Raw genomic sequence first — 17141 nt, 5'->3', positions numbered from 1 at the left:
TCTGCCATGCAACAGAAAATTGTTCAGCAATCTGATGGCTATCTGAATAAAACGCCGCTGTTCCAGTTCATTCTGCTGTCGTGCCTCTTTCCGCTCTGGGGCTGTGCGGCGAGTCTTAACGATATCCTGATCACCCAGTTTAAAAGCGTATTTGCCCTGAGCGACTTTGCCAGTGCGCTGGTGCAGAGTGCCTTTTATGGCGGCTATTTTCTGATTGCGATCCCCGCGTCGCTGGTGATCCGCAAGACCAGTTACAAGATGGCGATCATGATCGGCCTGGCGCTCTACATCGCCGGCTGTATCGCCTTCTATCCCGCCTCGCACATGGCGACTTACACCATGTTCCTGGCGGCGATATTTGCCATCGCCATCGGCCTGAGTTTCCTGGAAACCGCCGCCAACACCTACAGCTCGATGATTGGCCATCGTGATCACGCCACGCTGCGCCTCAACGTCAGCCAGACCTTCTATCCGATCGGTGCGCTGATGGGGATTGTGCTGGGCAAATATCTGGTGTTCCAGGACGGCGACAGCCTGGAGAGTCAGATGGCGACCATGACGGCAGAGCAGGCGCATGCGTTCCGCCTGACGATGCTGGAACACACGCTGGAGCCCTACAAATATCTGGTGATGGTGATGGTGCTGGTGGTGGTGATGCTGCTGTTTATGTTCACCCGCTATCCGCGCTGTAAACCCGAAAGCAGCGAGAGATCGCGCCCTTCGCTGGGCGAGACTTTCCGCTATCTGGCTGGCAACCGACACTTTAAACGCGGAATTGTGACCCAGTTCCTCTATGTCGGCATGCAGGTGGCCGTCTGGTCGTTTACCATTCGTCTGGCGCTGACGCTGGGGGCGACTAATGAACGTTACGCCTCAAACTTTATGATCTACAGCTTCATCTGCTTCTTTATCGGCAAGTTCGTGGCGAACTTCCTGATGACCCGTTTCCGCGCAGAGAAGGTGCTGATTGCCTATTCGGTGCTGGGCGTGCTGACGCTGGCTTATGTGATGCTGGTGCCGAACTTTACCGCCGTCTACGCCGCCGTCTTTGTCAGCGTGCTGTTTGGTCCCTGCTGGGCGACGATCTACGCGGGAACGCTGGCGACGGTCGATAACAAATACACCGAAGTCGCGGGCGCGTTTATCGTGATGGCGATTGTCGGTGCGGCCTTTGTCCCGGCGCTGCAGGGCCTGGTTTCGGACTCACTGGGTTCTATGCAGCTGGCATTTGGCGTCTCGCTGCTCTGTTTCGCCTGGGTCGGATTCTACTTCTATGGCGAACTGCGCCATAAAAAACAGCCGGTTGCGACCGGTCGTCTGGCGGAGGAGTTACCATGAAAACCCGTTTACCCTTAGCGCGTGAACAGTTTCACACCACACCCTGGGTGCTTTTAGAGAGCGATGATTTCCGGGTTGAGCTGTTTCGCTATCCGGCGGGCATTGAGGCGGTGCGCATTCATAACCTACGCGGCAGCGTGACCGTGCTGCCGTTTCTCGGGCAGATGATCTGGGACGCAGAGTTCGACGATCATAACCTGACCATGGGCCACAGTTTTAAGCAGCCGCTGCCCGCAAATTCGATCATCGACACCTATGGCTGTTTTGCGTTTCATTCGGGACTGCTGGCCAACGGCTGTCCCGCACCAGAGGACGATCATCCGCTGCACGGTGAGATGGCCTGCGCCCGCATGGACAGCGCCTGGCTGGTGCTGGAGGATCAGACGCTGTCGCTGGAAGGGGAGTGTGAATATGTCAAAGGCTTCGGCCATCACTACCTGGCCGCACCCGCCGTCCGCATTCCGGCCGATCAGCCCCGGCTGACGATTGAAATGACCGTCACTAATCTGGCTGGCGCGCCGATGCCGCTGCAGTATATGTGTCACCTTAACAGCGCGTGGATCGATCAGGGCCGCTTCCGGCAGTCGATCCCCGAACAGGCATTCCAGCTGCGTCGCTCGATCCCGGCGCATCTGCGACCGACGCCCGCCTGGGGGGATTACACCGATCGGCTGGCGCGCGATCCGCAGGCGTTACAGCAGCTCGATCAGCCGCAACTCTGCGATCCGGAGATCGTCTTCTTCGCGGACGATCTGCCGCAGTATGGCGATGAGGTGCAGTTTGAGTTGCATGCGCCGCAGGGCTATGCGCTGATGACGCGCTTCTCTACCGCACAGTTCCCGCACGCCACTCGCTGGCTGCTGCACAACCACGATCAGCAGGTGGCGGCCTATATTCTGCCCGCCACCTGCCGGCCAGAGGGCTTTCTTGCCGCGCAGCAGGCTGGCACGCTGATCACCCTGGCGCACGGTGAACAGCGCCACTTTTCTGTCGAGACCGGCTTACTCTGAGCCGGGTTTAAATTGCCACCAGGCCGCGCACACCCTCTGCTTCCATGGTATCGCCGCGGCCACGCTGCACAATTTCTCCGCGCGACATCACCAGATAGCTGTCCGCCAGCTCCGCCGCGAAGTCATAAAACTGCTCCACCAGCAGGATCGCCATATCTCCCCGTTGCGCCAGCTGGCGGATCACCGCGCCGATCTCTTTGATCACCGAAGGCTGGATCCCTTCGGTCGGCTCATCAAGGATCAACAGCTGGGGCCGACAGGCCAGCGCCCGGCCAATCGCCAGCTGCTGCTGCTGACCGCCAGAGAGGTCGCCGCCCCGGCGTGACTTCATCGCCAGCAGCACCGGAAAGAGCTGGTAGATCTCTTCCGGCACTTCACGCGCCTGCGCAGCCGGAAAGCGTGACAGCCCCATCAGCAGATTCTCTTCCACCGTCAGACGCGGAAAGATTTCCCGCCCCTGGGGCACCCAGGCGATGCCAGCCTGCACCCGCTGGTGCGGCTTGCGGCCATTCATGCGCTGCTGCTGCCAGTGTATCTCGCCCGACTTCGCCGGGATCAGCCCCATCAGGCATTTCAGCAGCGTGGTCTTCCCCACGCCATTGCGCCCCAGCAGACAGGTAATTTCGCCAATCTTTACCTCAAAAGACAGGCCGCGCAGAATATGACTGCCGCCATAATATTGATTCAGTTCAGTAACCTGTAACATTTCAGCGCCCCAGATAAACGTCGATAACCTGCTCGTTGGCCTGCACGTCGCGCAGCGAACCCTCGGCCAGCACCTGACCCTGATGCAGCACTGTCACGTGGTCGGCAATGGTTTCGACAAAGCCCATGTCATGCTCCACCACCATCAGCGAATGCTTGCCCGCCAGGCTGCGGAACAGCTCGGCGGTGTAGTCCGTTTCGGCATCGGTCATGCCCGCGGCCGGTTCATCCAGCAGCAGCAGATGCGGCTCCTGCACCAGCAGCATGCCGATCTCCAGAAACTGCTTCTGGCCATGCGACAGCAGGCCTGCGCGACGCTGGCGTTCGCCGCCCAGCCGCAGCAGTTTCAGCACCTCATCAATGCGGTCACGCTGTTCGCCGCTGAGGCGGGCGCGCAGGCTGGCCCAGACCGATTTATCGGCTTTAAGCGCGATCTCCAGATTTTCGAACACGGTTAACGCCTCAAACACCGTGGGCTTCTGGAACTTGCGGCCGATCCCGGCGCGGGCGATCTCCACCGGCGAGAGACGGGTCAGATCGCTGTCCTGGTCGTAGATCACCCGGCCGGCATCGGGCCGGGTTTTGCCGGTGATCACATCCATCAGCGTGGTTTTGCCCGCACCGTTGGGGCCGATCACGCAGCGCAGTTCCCCGACGCCGATCTGCAGCGAAAGATCGGTCAGCGCCCGGAAGCCTTCAAACGACACGCTGATCTTCTCCAGTTGCAGCACCGGATCGCGCTGCACCCGATGGCGATCCGCCAGTTGAGTTTGGGTAAACAGGGCATCACTCATTTTTTCCTCCGGCGCAGCAGGCCAATCACGCCGTGCGGCAGAAACAGCGTGACCAGGATAAACATCAGCCCCAGGAAAAAGAGCCAGTATTCGGGAAAGGCGACGGTGAAGAAGCTGCGTGCGCCGTTAACAATCGCCGCGCCCAGCAGCGGGCCTATCAGCGTGCCACGTCCGCCCAGCGCCACCCAGATTGCCGCTTCAATCGAGTTGGCCGGTGACATCTCACCCGGATTGATAATGCCGACCTGCGGCACATAGAGCGCCCCGGCCAGGCCGCACAGCACGGCGGAGAGCGTCCAGACAAACAGCTTGAAACCGCGCGGGTCGTAACCACAGAACATCAGGCGGTTCTCCGCATCCCGCACCGCAGTCAGCACCCGGCCAAATTTGCTGCGCGCCAGGGCGAAGCCGATCGCCAGGCTCAGCAGCAGCAGCAGCACCGTGGCGATAAACAGCCCGATACGGGTGGGGGTTGCCGTCACCGAAAAGCCGAGCAGGGTGGTAAAGCCGGTAAAGCCATTGTTGCCGCCAAAACCGGTTTCGTTGCGGAAGAACAGCAGCATCCCGGCGTAGGTCAGCGCCTGGGTCATGATGGAGAAGTAGACGCCTTTAATCTTCGAGCGAAAGGCGAAGAAGCCAAAAATCAGCGCCAGCAGGCCCGGCACCAGCATGCTCAGGCAGAGCGCCCAGGCGAAATAGTCGGTGCCGGTCCAGAACCAGGGCAGTTCCCGCCAGGAGAGAAAGGACATAAAGGCGGGTAAACCCTCGCCTGCGGCCTGGCGCATCAGATACATGCCCATGGCATATCCACCCAGGGCGAAAAAGAGGCCGTGGCCCAGCGACAGCAGTCCGGCGTAGCCCCACACCAGATCCAGCGCCACCGCGACCACCGCGTAGCAGAGGATTTTGCCGACCAGCGTCAGGGTATAGGTGGAGATCGCCAGCGGATGCGTGGCGGGCAGCAGCGCCAGAAACGGCATCACCAGGAGCGCTACGGTAATCGCCAGGCCGATGCTGATGGTCAGGCGCGGCGCGGTGCGCGCCACGCGAAGCGTGATGGGTTGCGTCATCAGTCAGTCACCCTTCCTTTTACCGCAAACAGCCCCTGCGGACGTTTCTGAATAAACAGCACGATAATCACCAGAATCAGGATCTTGCCCAGCACGGCGCCAATCTGCGGCTCCAGCACTTTGTTGAGAATGCCCAGGCTGAACGCGGCAACCACGGTGCCCGCCAGCTGACCGACGCCACCCAGTACTACTACCAGGAACGAGTCGATAATGTAGCCCTGGCCCAGCTCCGGCCCGACGTTACCGAGCTGCGACAGCGCCACGCCACCCAGCCCGGCAATCCCCGAGCCAAGGCCAAACGCCAGCATATCGACGCGGCCGGTCGGCACGCCGCAGCAATCCGCCATGGCGCGGTTCTGGGTCACGGCGCGCACGTTCATGCCAAGGCGGGTCCGGTTCAGCAGCAGCCAGGTGAGCGCCAGCACAAACACCACAAACAGGATCACCGCGATGCGGTTCCACGGCAGCACCAGATTGGGCAGCAGCTGCAAGCCACCCGAAAGCCACGCCGGATTCGCCACCTCCAGGTTTTGCGCCCCGAACAGCACCCGCACCAGCTGGATCAGCATCAGGCTGATCCCCCAGGTGGCGAGCAGCGTCTCCAGCGGACGGCCATAGAGATGGCGGATCACCGTGCGTTCCAGCGCCATGCCGATGGCGGCGGTGACCAGAAAGGCGACCGGCAGCGCCAGCAGCGGATACCAGGCTAAATAGTGCGGCGCAAACTGCTGAAACAGGCTCTGTACCCACCAGGTGGCGTAAGCACCGAGCATCAGCATTTCACCGTGCGCCATGTTGATCACCCCGAGCAGGCCATAGGTGATCGCCAGACCCAGCGCGGCCAGCAGCAGGATGGAACCCAGCGACAGGCCGCTGAAGGCCTGCCCCAGCAGATCGCCCCACATCAGCCGTTTCTGAATCTGTTGCAGACTTTCCGCCGCGGCGGCCCGTACCGTGGCGTCCGGCTCATTCGCGGGCTGGGTCAGGCGTTGCAGGCTGGCTTGCGTATTGGGATCGCTGGACTCACCCAGCAGTTTCACCGCCCGCAGGCGCACCATCGGCTCGCCATCCGCCAGTTGCAGATTCGCCAGCGCCAGTGCCAGTGCGGCATGAACCCGGCTGTCCTGCTCGGCGGCAAAACGCTGCTCCAGCAGCGGCAGCTGGTCGGCAACGCCCTCACTTTGCAGCTGCTGCGCTGCACGCAGACGCAGGGCCGTATCAGTGCTGACAAGCTGGTGGGCGGCCAGCGCGTTGTTAACCAGCACGCGCAGGCGATTGTTCATAAACAGCTTTTTCAGGTTGCCCGTGGGCTGCGCCACCGCATCCAGCGGCTGCAGCGTGGATCCCTGCTGGCTGAACGGCTGTTTATTCTGGTCGATGACCACCGTTTCGGCATGCAGCGCTTCCAGCAGCGGCAGACGATGGCTGTCCGGTGCGGCGGCCCACTGCTGCAGCAGCGTGGCCTGCTGACTGCGGCTGGCGGCGGCAAAGTCAGCCGCCGGTCCGGCACTGGCCAACAGCGGCATCAGCAGCAGCAGGCTGAAAAAGCAGCGACATAGATTCATAAAAGGAGCCTCGTCAGGGGAGGGCAGCACGGCGGGGTGCCGTGCTGCCGCTTCACAGCGGGTGACGCTGCGTATCTATCAGCAACCCGCGATTACTGCGCGGTCTTCACCGGGTGATCGGGTTTTTTGTCGTTACCGGCAATGTACGGGCTCCACGGCTGCGCACGTACCGGCTGATCGGTCTGCCACACCACGCTGAACTGGCCGTTCTCTTCCACTTCGCCAATCATGACCGGCTTATGCAGATGATGGTTGGTCTGATCCATGGTCAGGGTAAAGCCATCCGGCGCTTTAAAGGTCTGACCGGCCATCGCCGCCCGCACTTTGTCCACATCCGTGGTGCCCGCTTTTTCCACCGCCTGCGCCCACATATGAATGCCAACATAGGTCGCTTCCATCGGGTCGTTGGTGACGACGGTGGCGGCGTTCGGCAGGTTATGTGCTTTGGCATATGCGCGGTAGTCGGCGACAAACTTCGCGTTGGTCGGATTATCGATAGACTCGAAATAGTTCCAGGCGGCTAACTGCCCCACCAGCGGTTTGGTGTCGATGCCGCGCAGCTCCTCTTCGCCCACCGAGAAGGCGACCACCGGAATGTCAGTGGCTTTAATCCCCTGGTTCGCCAGCTCTTTATAGAACGGCACGTTGGAGTCGCCGTTGATCGTGGAAACCACTGCCGTTTTGCCGCCAGCCGCAAACTTTTTGATGTTGGAGACAATGGTCTGGTAGTCGCTGTAACCAAACGGCGTGTAGACCTCTTCGATATCTTTATCCGCCACGCCTTTGCTGTGCAGGAAGGCGCGCAGGATCTTGTTGGTAGTACGCGGATAGACATAGTCGGTACCAAGCAGGAAGAAGCGTTTCGCGCTGCCGCCATCTTCGCTCATCAGGTACTCCACCGCCGGAATCGCCTGCTGGTTAGGCGCAGCGCCGGTGTAGAAGACGTTGGGTGACATCTCTTCCCCTTCATACTGCACCGGATAGAACAGCAGGCCGTTCAGCTCTTCAAACACCGGCAGCACCGATTTGCGCGACACCGAGGTCCAGCAGCCAAACACCACCGCCGCCTTATCCTGAGTCAGCAGCTGCCGTGCCTTCTCGGCAAACAGCGGCCAGTTAGAGGCGGGATCGACCACCACCGGCTCCAGCTTTTTCCCCAGCACGCCCCCTTTGGCGTTGATCTCATCGATGGTCATCAGCGCCACATCCTTCAGCGGCGTTTCCGAAATCGCCATGGTGCCGGAGAGCGAATGCATGATCCCCACTTTGATGGTGTCAGCCGCCTGCACACTCCAGGCGAACCCCATGCTGACAACGGTGGCGGAGAGGGCGAAAGCCTTGATCAACGAACGTCTTTTCATCATCTGAAACCCCTGAGTAGTTGTTGTGTTATTCGGTGAGCTGGAGCCGGGCCTGCTGAAGACGGTGCAGCGTGATCTTTCTGACCTCCGCCTTACTCACGGCGATGTGATCGGTCAGGATGCGTTGCGCCCCGGCGGTCTGCTGCTGAAAAATTGCCTGTAAAATCTGTGCATGTTCCTGATAAGTGGCACAGATGCGATCGTCACGAGTGAAGTCGAGCCGGCGGATAATGCGGATCTTCTCGGTGAGTTCGGCGTGAATGCGTGCCATCTCCGGGTTACCCGCTGCCGCCACCAGCGTCATGTGAAACGCTTCGTCATGCTGCGACACCACCAGGCCCTCTGTAAGCGCCTCCGCCTCGCACCAGAACTGGTTCAGTTCGTTTAACAGCGCGGCACACTGCGGCGCGGGCAGGGCGCAGAGGCGTTTGACCGCCTCGCACTCCAGCACGGTGCGCAGGTCATACAGCGATTCGAACCAGGCGAAATCGAAGTTCTTAATCTGCCAGCCGCTGCGAAACCAGACGTCGACAAAGCCTTCGCGTTCCAGCCGGAACAGCGCCTGACGGACCGGGGTGCGGCTGACCGCCATCCGTCCGGCGATTTCGCTTTCGCTGAAGCGATCGCCGGGCATCAGGCGAAAGGCGAAGATATCGGCCTTCAGCGCCTGATAAACCCGTTCCGCCAGCGCTTCCGGGCGGGCTTTAGGGGAGTGGGGTTGCGTTGTCATTACCGCTCCTTATTCCAGCCACAGCAGGTTATCGCCAGGACTGACCGGACGGCCCGCCTGGCAGGCAATCCGCGTCACACGACCGGCCTGCGGGGCGATAATCGCCAGCTCCATCTTCATCGCCTCCACGATAATCAGCGTCTGCCCGGCGCTGACCTCGTCGCCCGGCTGCACCAGCACTTTCCAGATGTTGCCATTGAGATCCGCCTGCACCGGTAGCCCGTTCTCCTCCTCTTCGCTGACGCTGGTGAGCGTTTCATCCTCCGGCGACGCGTTCTGCTCCTCCTGCGCCCATAGCTGCACTTCCTGTTCAAAAGCGGCGGCCTGGCGCTGGCGGAACGCTGCAATTTCAGCGGCGTGGTCGGCGAGGAACTGCTGGTGGGCGTCAAAATCAAACTGTGTCTCTTCAATACGCAGGCTGGCGCGGCCTTCGCGGAAATCTTCGCGCAGCTGGGTCAGTTCGGTTTCACTCACCGGATAGAAGCGCACCTGATCGAAGAAGCGCAGCAGCCACGGCGCATCGGTAGCGAACTGCGGATTTTTCAGGAAGGTATTCCAGATGGGCAGCGTGCGGCCCACCAGCTGATAGCCGCCGGGCGAATCCATGCCGTAGATGCACATGTACATGCCGCCGATCCCTACGGTGCCTTCGGCGGTGAAAGTGCGCGCCGGACTGTATTTGGAACTCAGCAGGCGATGGCGTGGATCGATCGGAACGGCACAGGGCGCGCCAAGGTAGACGTCGCCCAGCCCCAATACCAGATAGCTGGCGTCGAACAGGGTGTCGCGCACCTCATCGCGGCTGCTTAAGCCATTAATCCGCTGGATAAAGTCCACGTTGTTGGGCAGCCAGGGGGCGCTGGCGCGCACCGTCTCCTGATAGCGGCTGACGGCGCCCAGCGTGGCGCTGTCTTCAAATGCCATCGGCATCCACACCACGCGGGAGGGCACTTTCAGCGTGCTGACGTCGCCCAGCGTCGCTTCCAGCGCCAGCAGCAGCGACATCAGCCCGGACTGGTGAATGATGCGGCTGTCGTAGCGCACCTGCAGCGAACGCACGCCAGGCGACAGCTCTTCTACGCCAGGCTCCGCCTGCGCCGTCAGCGCATTCATCAGCAGATGGACACGCAGACGCAGCGCCAGATCCAGTACATTGTCGCCATACTCAATCAGCACATATTTGTCGCCCGCCTGGCGATAGACCACTTTCGGCGTGCTGGCGGTGGCCTCCAGAGCGGCCAGAATCGTGGCGGAGCCGTGGGCAGTTTCGGCCAGTGACGGCACGGCAAACGTGGGCGGATGCTCAGGCCGCAATGTCTCAATCAGATGCATCTGCGCTTTTTCCCGCGCCAGCGCATCGTCTGCGGTGATGGGGTGGAAGCGGATGGTGTCGCCAGGTTTAACCTGGCCCACTTTCCACAGCTCGGCTTTGGCAATGGTCACCGGACAGACAAAGCCGCCGAGGCTCGGGCCGTCGTGCGTCAGGATCACCGGGAAGTCGCCGGTGAAATTGACCGCGCCAATGGCATATTCACAGTCGTGAACGTTGGAGGGATGCAGGCCCGCTTCGCCGCCGTTGGCGCGGGTCCAGGTCGGTTTCGGGCCGACCAGCCGCACGCCGAGGCGGTTGGAGTTGTAGTGCACCTGCCAGTCACTGGCGAAGAACGCATCGATGGCGGCCTGGGTGAAGAAGTCCGGTGCGCCGTGCGGGCCGTAGAGCACGCCGATGCGCCACTCGCTGCCGTAGTGCGGAATCAGCGCCGCATCGAGCGGCTGCGGATCGCTGACCGGGGCAGGCGTGGTGCAGGCTGCCCGCTCAGGCTGGGAGATCGCCAGCATATCGGCAACCCGGAGGGTGCGTCCGGCGTGACCGCCAAACTGGCCCAGCGAAAAGGTGCTGCGGCTGCCCAGATACGCCGGCACGTCGAAGCCGTTACGCACGGCCAGATAGCTGCGGCAGCCCGTCCGGGCGCGTCCCAGCGCCAGAGTCTCTCCCGCTTTCACCGCCAGCGGCTGCCAGGTGCTGACCGGTTCGCCCTCCAGCGTGGCGTCGCAGTCAGCACCGGTCAGCGCCACGATGGCATCACAGTGGAAACGCAGCGTCGGCCCCTGCAGGGTAAATTCCAGCCCCGCCGCCGCGTCATGATTACCGACGATGCGGTTAGCCAGCCGGAAAGCGAAGTCATCCATCGGGCCGGAAGGCGGCACGCCGATATCCCAGTAGCCGAGGCGGCCAGGATAGTCCTGAACCGAACTGAAGGTACCGGGTTGCAGCACTTCCACCACGGAGGAGGCAGGCACCACGCTGTCGAGGTAGCGCGTCCAGACGTTGCCGCTGCGAAACGCGTCGCTGGCGGTAATCTGGCGCAGATAGTCGAGGTTGGTGGCGATGCCGTGCAGCTGAGTGGCATCCAGCGCATGGCGAAGTTTTTTCAGCGCCGCATCGCGGGTGTCGGCATGCACGATCAGTTTGGCGATCATCGGATCGTAGAAGCTGGAGACCTCGCTGCCGGTTTCGATGCCGCTGTCAATCCGCACGCCGTCAGGGAAAGTTACGCCGGTTAGCAGGCCGGGGCTGGGCTGAAAGTTCTTGAGTGGATCTTCCGCATAGAGCCGCACTTCAATGGCGGCGCCCTGCGGCGCCTGCTGCAGACGTGACCAGTCAACCGCATCGCCCGCCGCCACCTGCAACATGCACTCCACCAGATCGAGTCCGGTGACGCACTCAGTGACCGGATGCTCCACCTGCAGGCGGGTGTTCACTTCCAGAAAGTAAAAGGCCTGCTGGTCGACGTCGTAGATATACTCCACGGTGCCTGCGCTGCGGTAGTTCACCCGCTCGCCGAGCCGCACCGCCGAGGCGAGCAGGGCGTCACGCGTCGCCGGAGACAGACCGGGCGCGGGCGTCTCTTCCACCACCTTCTGATTGCGGCGCTGCAGTGAGCAGTCGCGTTCACCCAGCGCGACCACAGTGCCGTTACCGTCACCAAAAATCTGCACTTCTACGTGGCGGGCGCGATCGATGCAGCACTCCAGAAACACGCCCGCATCACTGAAGAACTGCTCGCCAAGACGGCGTACGCTCTCCCAGGCGCTGGCGAGCGCTCCGGCGTCGGCACAGCGCGTCAGGCCAATGCCGCCGCCGCCCGCCGTGCTTTTCAGCATCACCGGATAGCCGATCTTATCGGCCGCCTGCATCGCCTCCTCCAGCGACGCAAGCAGCGGTGTGCCGGGCGTCATTGGTACACCCGCACTGGCTGCCAGCTCACGGGCACGGTGCTTAAGGCCGAACTCACCAATCTGCTGCGCGGTGGGGCCGACAAAGGCGATCCCCGCCGCTTCACAGGCTTCGGCAAACGGCTGGCTTTCTGAAAGAAAACCGTAGCCCGGCCAGATAGCCTGGGCGCCGCTCTGCTGAGCCGCCGCCAGAATTTTGTCGATGCGCAGATAGCTGTCGCTGGCTTTATCGCCGCCCAGCGCGATAGCGATATCCGCCTGCTTAACGTGCTGCGCGTTGCGGTCAGTATCTGAATAGACCGCGACACTTTTGACGCCAAGGCGCTTCAGCGTCCGAATGGCGCGACAGGCAATTTCGCCGCGGTTGGCAATCAGTACGGTGGTGAACATGATCAGTGACTCCCCTGTGATGCCAGCCAGTTGCGCCAGCCGCCCGTCTCAGTAATCTCCAGCGCGTTGTTCAGCGCCGCGCCTTCGCAGATAAAGCCTTTCACCACCCGCCCATCCGCCAGCGTCAGACTGCCGATGCCCAGCGGTGCGGGAATCTCCGCCACAAACTCACCAAAGCGCGCCAGCGGGATATCCCACAGCTCCACGGTGATAGCGGCGCCCTGTTCGTCACGCATCAGGCCGGGTTTTTTGATCGCGCCCTCCAGCAGGGCAAACAGGCGATAGTGTGGCGCGGTCTTCGTCTCTTCCACCCAGACGGCATGGCGATCGGTGAGCTGAAAATTAAGCGGCATTCCGGTGAGATGCGCGCCCACCACCGCCAGCCGGACATGGTCGGCGGAGGCGGGCAGGCTGGTGCGCCAGGCAGGGCAGGGCTGGCCGGTCGCGCCCAGTGGCAGAGCAAGCTGCTGCTGCCAGCGAATGCCAAACTCAGCCAGCGCCCGATCGTGCCAGGCGGGCGCAATCAGCGTGATGCCTGCCGGGAGATCGTCATTGCGAAACGGTGCGGGCAGCGCCAGCGCGGCGAGGTCGGCAAGGTTGGTAAAGTTGGTATAGGTGCCGAACTGCGAGTTGAAGTGAATCGGCTCCTGCTTCATCTCCTCCAGGGTATGAATCGTGGGCGAGGTCGGCACCACCAGCGCGTCAAACTGTGCCAGCGTCTGCTGAATCTGACGCGTCAGTTCGGCCCGCAGATACTCCGCCTTATAGGCATCGACTGCGCTGTATTTCAGGCCACTGGCGATAATCTCGTGTACCACCGGATCCATCTCCGCCGGGCGATCAAGCATCCCGCCCACCGCCGCCGTGCGTTCGGCGACCCAGGCACCGTAGTAAAGCTGTTCAGCCAGCTTCCTGAACGGGGTGAAGTCGATAGGGTGTAGCGTCACGCCACCCGCCTGCAACGCCTCCAGCGCCTGGTCCCAGGCGGCTTCGGCGGCGGCATCGTCAAAAAACTCCGGGTTCAAAGGTACCGCAAAATGGGGATGGACGGGCAGGCTGGCCGGGGCGGTGCGCGGATTAATGCGCGAATAGGCGTCACCGGCATCATAGCCACCCATGACGCTGGCGACGCTAAAGGCATCTTCTGCCGTCAGCGCAAACACGGAAATCGTGTCGTTGAGGCGGCAGGCGGGCACCACGCCGCGTGCAGAGAACCAGCCCTTGGTCGGCTTCAGTCCGACAATATTGTTAAAGCCCGCCGGAACGCGGCCCGATCCCGCGGTATCGGTGCCCAGTGAAAAGGCGACCAGCCCGCGAGCCAGCACCGACGCGGAGCCGGAGCTGGAGCCGCCACTGACGTAATCGGCATCAAAGGTGTTACTGACCGTGCCAAACGGGGAGCGGGTGCCCACCAGGCCGGTAGCGAACTGATCGAGGTTGGTTTTGCCGATGACTATCGCGCCGGCGGCTTTCAGCCGGGCGACGGCGACCGCATCTTCGCTGGCGGTATAGGTAAAGGCGGGGCAGGCGGCGCTGGTCGGCCAGCCCGCCACATCAATGTTGTCTTTGACGGCGAAGGGAACACCAAACAGCGGCAGCGATCCGGGATCGCGCTGATAGTGCGCCAGCAGTGGCTCAATCTGAGCCGCTAACTGCTCCGGTGTCGCCAGATAGATCCAGGCATTATCGTGCGTGTCGAGAGCCGCCAGGTGGGCGCTCAGCAGTGACGTAATCTGTTGCGGCGCCTGCTGATAACGCTGCTGCCAGGCGTGAAGCGTCAGGCCAAAGGTTGAAGTCATACGAAGAATTCCAGCTGGTATACAAGATGGAATTCAACAGAGCAAAGGCTGTGCCACTTTTTTAACGCAATGATTCAACAGTTTAATGCGTTCAGTGATAAGATTTTCTGATGATAATTTGCACAATTACGGCGCGCACGCTGAACGATGACGGTGCGTTTACCTTTCGTATGCGTAAATTTTGTGAAGAACATGGCAAGAGTCCGGTGGCCTGGTTAGCATGAAGACTGTCTGGCAACTCGCCGGCCCCAGCAACAGAGGAGATTTACGTGGTGAAGTGGCGTAACTGGATGATAGGGATCTGCATGGCCGGCACGGCCAGCAGCGCATGGGCCGATTCGCTTGATCAACAACGGCAACGTTATCAACAAATTAAACAGGCCTGGGACAGCAATCAGATGGCCACCGTGGATCAGCTGTTGCCCACGCTACAGGATTATCCGCTCTATCCTTATCTGCAATATCGCCTGCTGGCACAGGATCTCGATCAGGAGACCACCCTGGCGGTACAGAACTTTATTCGCCAGTATCCAACGTTGCCACCCGCGCGTTCGCTCAGCACCCGCTTTATTAATGTGCTGGCTTACCGACAGGACTGGCAGGGTGTGCTGAACTTCAGTCCGACCGAACCTAAGCCGGTGCAGGCACGCTGTAACTGGTATTACGCCAAATGGGCCACCGGTCAGCAGCAGGCCGCGTTTGACGGCGCGAAGCAAATCTGGCTGCGTGGCACGGCGCTGCCCGCGGACTGCGATAAGCTCTTTTCGGTCTGGCAGGCGTCCGGTCAGATTTCGCCAATTACGATCCTGGAGCGTATCCGGCTGGCGATGAAAGCAGGCAACGACAGCCTGGTGAGCTATCTGGCGAAAACGTTGCCAACTGACTATCAGACCATGTCTGACGCGATACAGGCCCTGCAGCAGGACCCGTTAACGGTCAGCACCTTCGCCAGCGCCGTCGGGCCAACCGACTTTACCCGCCAGGCGACGATTTACGCCTTTACGCGTGTGGCGCGGCAGGACATGGAAAATGCCCGCAGCCTGATTCCGATCCTGGTCCGGGCGCAGAAGATGGGACCGGAGGATGAGCAGGCGCTGAAGGAGATTGTGGTCTGGCGCATGATGGGCAGCGATCTCACCTCTGAGCAGGCACGCTGGCGCGATGCGGTGGTGATGAACAGCGAGTCTACCGCGCTGGTAGAACGCCGGGTACGACTGGCACTCTCTCAGCATGACCGACGCGGCCTTAACACCTGGATCGCCCGTCTGCCGCTGGAAGCCAAAGAGAAAGATGAATGGCAGTACTGGCAGGCCGATCTGCTGTTTGAGAAAGATCGCAAAGAGGAAGCGGAAGAGATCCTGCGCAAACTGATGCAGGCGCGTGGCTTCTATCCAATGGTGGCCGCGCAGCGGCTGGGCGTTGACTACCCGTTGCAGGTGGATGAAGCGCCGAAGCCTGACAGTGCCACGGTGCAGGGACCGGAACTGGCCCGCGTTCGCGAGCTGATGTACTGGGGTCTGGATAACCTGGCGCGCAGCGAGTGGAGCAATCTCATCGGCAGCCGCACGCACACGCAGCAGCAGATGCTGGCGCGCTACGCCAATGAGCAGGACTGGTGGGATCTCAGCGTGCAGGCGACCATCACGGCCAAAATGTGGGACAGCCTGAAAGAGCGTTTCCCGCTGGCGTGGCAGAGCGTCTATGAGCGCAACACCGCGGTGAAGCAGATCCCGCCAAGCTATGCGATGGCGATTTCGCGTCAGGAGAGCGCCTGGAATCCGAAAGCGCGTTCACCGGTCGGCGCCAGCGGTCTGATGCAGATTATGCCTGCCACGGCGGCGCATACCGTGAAGATGTACAACATCCCTGGCTACAGCAACACCAGCCAGCTGCTCGATCCGGAAACCAATATTCAGATCGGCACCCAGTATCTGGAATATGTCTATCAGCAGTTCAATCAGAACCGGATCTTCGCCTCGGCGGCCTACAATGCCGGGCCGGGCCGGGTGCGAAGCTGGCAGAAAACCAGTGCGGGCAATCTTGATGCCGTCGCGTTTATCGAGACCATCCCGTTCTCTGAAACGCGTGGCTATGTGAAGAATGTGCTGGCGTACGACGCCTACTATCGTCACTTCATGGGCAAGCCTGACAAGATCCTGTCAGATGCTGAGTGGAATCGCCGTTACTAGCTGTGCTAAGCTTCCGTACTCTTTAGTGAGTACGGAAGCCTCTTCATGACCCATTCTGATTCCCCCACCGATGCGCATCCGGCACAAGATAGCTGGCAACGCTTTGTCGTGCTGATGCAGCAGGCCTTTGCTGATGGTCATGCGCTGCCACTGATGCACCTGATGATGACGCCCGACGAGCGGGAAGCGTTCGGCACCCGTCTGCGGATTATCGAAGAGTTAATGAACGGCGAGATGAGCCAGCGCGAACTGAAAAATGAGCTCGGCGTTGGCATCGCGACCATTACCCGTGGCTCGAACAGCCTGAAAGAGGCGCCGCCGGAGCTGAAACGCTGGCTGGAGGCGCGTCTGGGACGCGCCTGATCACTGCTGGTAAAGCGGATGGATGAACGGGCAGAGCGCCAGAATCAGTGCCTGATGATAAACACTGGAGCGGCTGAGCAGGCCGTTTGTGAACGCCCCGATAGCGCCACCCTGGTGTTTAATATTTTCGATGCCGGTTAACCGCGCCATCTCTTCGCCCAACTCCCGCCCTTCACGCAGACCCGCCAGCACCACCGGCGGCAGGGTGAAACTGGCCGAACGCGATTCGCCGCGCTGCTTCTGATTTTCTACCACCATCCAGGCAAACGCGCTGTCATCTTCAATGCCCGCCTCAATCGCTACCCAGAACGCCGCTTCTGGCCGGACCTGCCGGGCATTCATCACGCGCTGACGTGCGCCAGTTCGCGTTTCGAGATGGGTTAACGGTTGTGCTGCTACGCCGCTATCGACCTCGACCCCTTCAATATGGCAGGATCCCTCGCCGAAAACGTCGTTGAATGCCTGAGCAATCGCATGAATTTTCGCTGGATTGGTGGTGGCTGCGACAACATGGTACATAATTGGTTGAACCCTCAGGTGATTAAGCGCCTGGCCCATCGGGCTGTTTGATTTGTCATTCTGAACCCGGG

Annotated in this window: 13 protein-coding genes; 4 read left to right on the top strand and 9 right to left on the bottom strand. The window is 61.2% G+C overall.

The annotated features are described in order from the left end of the window. Window positions 1–6 precede the first annotated feature (6 nt). Both fucP and ACX8ZY_RS16900 read left to right on the top strand, forming a co-directional pair. Window positions 7–1338, top strand: coding sequence for an L-fucose:H+ symporter permease (fucP, locus tag ACX8ZY_RS16905; RefSeq protein ID WP_459260377.1), 1332 nt, complete (start codon window positions 7–9; stop codon window positions 1336–1338). Continuing rightward, window positions 1335–2348 carry an aldose 1-epimerase family protein gene (locus tag ACX8ZY_RS16900; RefSeq protein ID WP_320503863.1) on the top strand — a complete coding sequence of 338 codons (1014 nt, stop codon included), beginning with the start codon at window positions 1335–1337 and terminating at the stop codon, window positions 2346–2348. Before fucP ends, ACX8ZY_RS16900 begins: the two co-directional genes overlap by 4 nt. 7 nt (window positions 2349–2355) lie before the next feature. Here the strand turns inward: ACX8ZY_RS16900 and urtE are convergent, their stop codons facing one another. The 8 genes from urtE to atzF all read right to left on the bottom strand — a co-directional run bounded on the left by urtE (window position 2356) and on the right by atzF (window position 13999). Beyond that, on the bottom strand, window positions 2356–3054 hold the full coding sequence (urtE, locus tag ACX8ZY_RS16895; RefSeq protein WP_010253632.1) for an urea ABC transporter ATP-binding subunit UrtE: 699 nt from the start codon (window positions 3052–3054) through the stop codon (window positions 2356–2358). A 1-nt stretch (window position 3055) separates the two neighbouring features. Continuing rightward, window positions 3056–3847: an urea ABC transporter ATP-binding protein UrtD gene (gene urtD, locus ACX8ZY_RS16890; RefSeq protein ID WP_010671705.1), complete on the bottom strand. Its 792-nt coding sequence runs from the start codon at window positions 3845–3847 to the stop codon at window positions 3056–3058. Then, window positions 3844–4917, bottom strand: a complete 1074-nt coding sequence (urtC, locus tag ACX8ZY_RS16885; RefSeq protein WP_010671704.1) for an urea ABC transporter permease subunit UrtC — start codon at window positions 4915–4917, stop codon at window positions 3844–3846. The genes urtD and urtC overlap by 4 nt, the downstream gene beginning before the upstream one ends. Next, complete coding sequence (gene urtB / locus ACX8ZY_RS16880; RefSeq protein ID WP_010253640.1) at window positions 4917–6482, bottom strand: urea ABC transporter permease subunit UrtB; 1566 nt, start codon at window positions 6480–6482, stop codon at window positions 4917–4919. The genes urtC and urtB overlap by 1 nt, the downstream gene beginning before the upstream one ends. A 92-nt stretch (window positions 6483–6574) precedes the next feature. After that, a complete protein-coding gene (gene urtA, locus ACX8ZY_RS16875; RefSeq protein ID WP_033756912.1) occupies window positions 6575–7843 on the bottom strand; it encodes an urea ABC transporter substrate-binding protein in 1269 nt (422 codons plus the stop codon). 28 nt (window positions 7844–7871) lie between these two features. Further along, the gene (locus tag ACX8ZY_RS16870; RefSeq protein ID WP_122889260.1) at window positions 7872–8573 is read right to left on the bottom strand and encodes a GntR family transcriptional regulator; all 702 of its coding nucleotides are present in this window, start codon (window positions 8571–8573) and stop codon (window positions 7872–7874) included. A gap of 9 nt (window positions 8574–8582) precedes the next feature. Next, the gene (uca, locus tag ACX8ZY_RS16865) at window positions 8583–12200 is read right to left on the bottom strand and encodes an urea carboxylase (RefSeq protein WP_421665100.1); all 3618 of its coding nucleotides are present in this window, start codon (window positions 12198–12200) and stop codon (window positions 8583–8585) included. Between the two features lie 2 nt (window positions 12201–12202). After that, on the bottom strand, window positions 12203–13999 hold the full coding sequence (gene atzF / locus ACX8ZY_RS16860; RefSeq protein WP_111534781.1) for an allophanate hydrolase: 1797 nt from the start codon (window positions 13997–13999) through the stop codon (window positions 12203–12205). Between the two features lie 269 nt (window positions 14000–14268). Here atzF and sltY point away from each other — a divergent pair, with 269 nt between their 5' ends. Beyond that, window positions 14269–16188, top strand: a complete 1920-nt coding sequence (sltY, locus tag ACX8ZY_RS16855) for a murein transglycosylase (protein WP_010253653.1) — start codon at window positions 14269–14271, stop codon at window positions 16186–16188. Between the two features lie 45 nt (window positions 16189–16233). Beyond that, on the top strand, window positions 16234–16551 hold the full coding sequence (trpR, locus tag ACX8ZY_RS16850; RefSeq protein ID WP_346451414.1) for a trp operon repressor: 318 nt from the start codon (window positions 16234–16236) through the stop codon (window positions 16549–16551). On the opposite strand, the gene yjjX is transcribed toward trpR, so the two are convergent. Beyond that, the gene (gene yjjX / locus ACX8ZY_RS16845; protein WP_010253660.1) at window positions 16552–17070 is read right to left on the bottom strand and encodes an inosine/xanthosine triphosphatase; all 519 of its coding nucleotides are present in this window, start codon (window positions 17068–17070) and stop codon (window positions 16552–16554) included. It lies immediately after the preceding gene. Between the last annotated feature and the right edge of the window lie 71 nt (window positions 17071–17141).

The sequence above is a fragment of the Pantoea sp. XAF26B01_ASV70 genome (genome assembly GCF_054512635.1).
The sequence above is the reverse complement of the archived record's forward strand: the minus strand, read 5'-3'. Positions and strand labels throughout refer to the sequence as shown.

Excerpts from the sequence above, each read along its gene's own strand:
- urtE (WP_010253632.1), bottom strand. The coding sequence starts at position 3,054 with ATGTTACAGGTTACTGAACTGAATCAATATTATGGCGGCAGTCATATT.
- trpR (WP_346451414.1), top strand. The coding sequence starts at position 16,234 with ATGACCCATTCTGATTCCCCCACCGATGCGCATCCGGCACAAGATAGC.
- urtD (WP_010671705.1), bottom strand. The coding sequence starts at position 3,847 with ATGAGTGATGCCCTGTTTACCCAAACTCAACTGGCGGATCGCCATCGG.
- ACX8ZY_RS16870 (WP_122889260.1), bottom strand. The coding sequence starts at position 8,573 with ATGACAACGCAACCCCACTCCCCTAAAGCCCGCCCGGAAGCGCTGGCG.
- uca (WP_421665100.1), bottom strand. The coding sequence starts at position 12,200 with ATGTTCACCACCGTACTGATTGCCAACCGCGGCGAAATTGCCTGTCGC.
- atzF (WP_111534781.1), bottom strand. The coding sequence starts at position 13,999 with ATGACTTCAACCTTTGGCCTGACGCTTCACGCCTGGCAGCAGCGTTAT.
- urtC (WP_010671704.1), bottom strand. The coding sequence starts at position 4,917 with ATGACGCAACCCATCACGCTTCGCGTGGCGCGCACCGCGCCGCGCCTG.
- ACX8ZY_RS16900 (WP_320503863.1), top strand. The coding sequence starts at position 1,335 with ATGAAAACCCGTTTACCCTTAGCGCGTGAACAGTTTCACACCACACCC.
- urtA (WP_033756912.1), bottom strand. The coding sequence starts at position 7,843 with ATGAAAAGACGTTCGTTGATCAAGGCTTTCGCCCTCTCCGCCACCGTT.
- yjjX (WP_010253660.1), bottom strand. The coding sequence starts at position 17,070 with ATGTACCATGTTGTCGCAGCCACCACCAATCCAGCGAAAATTCATGCG.
- urtB (WP_010253640.1), bottom strand. The coding sequence starts at position 6,482 with ATGAATCTATGTCGCTGCTTTTTCAGCCTGCTGCTGCTGATGCCGCTG.
- fucP (WP_459260377.1), top strand. The coding sequence starts at position 7 with ATGCAACAGAAAATTGTTCAGCAATCTGATGGCTATCTGAATAAAACG.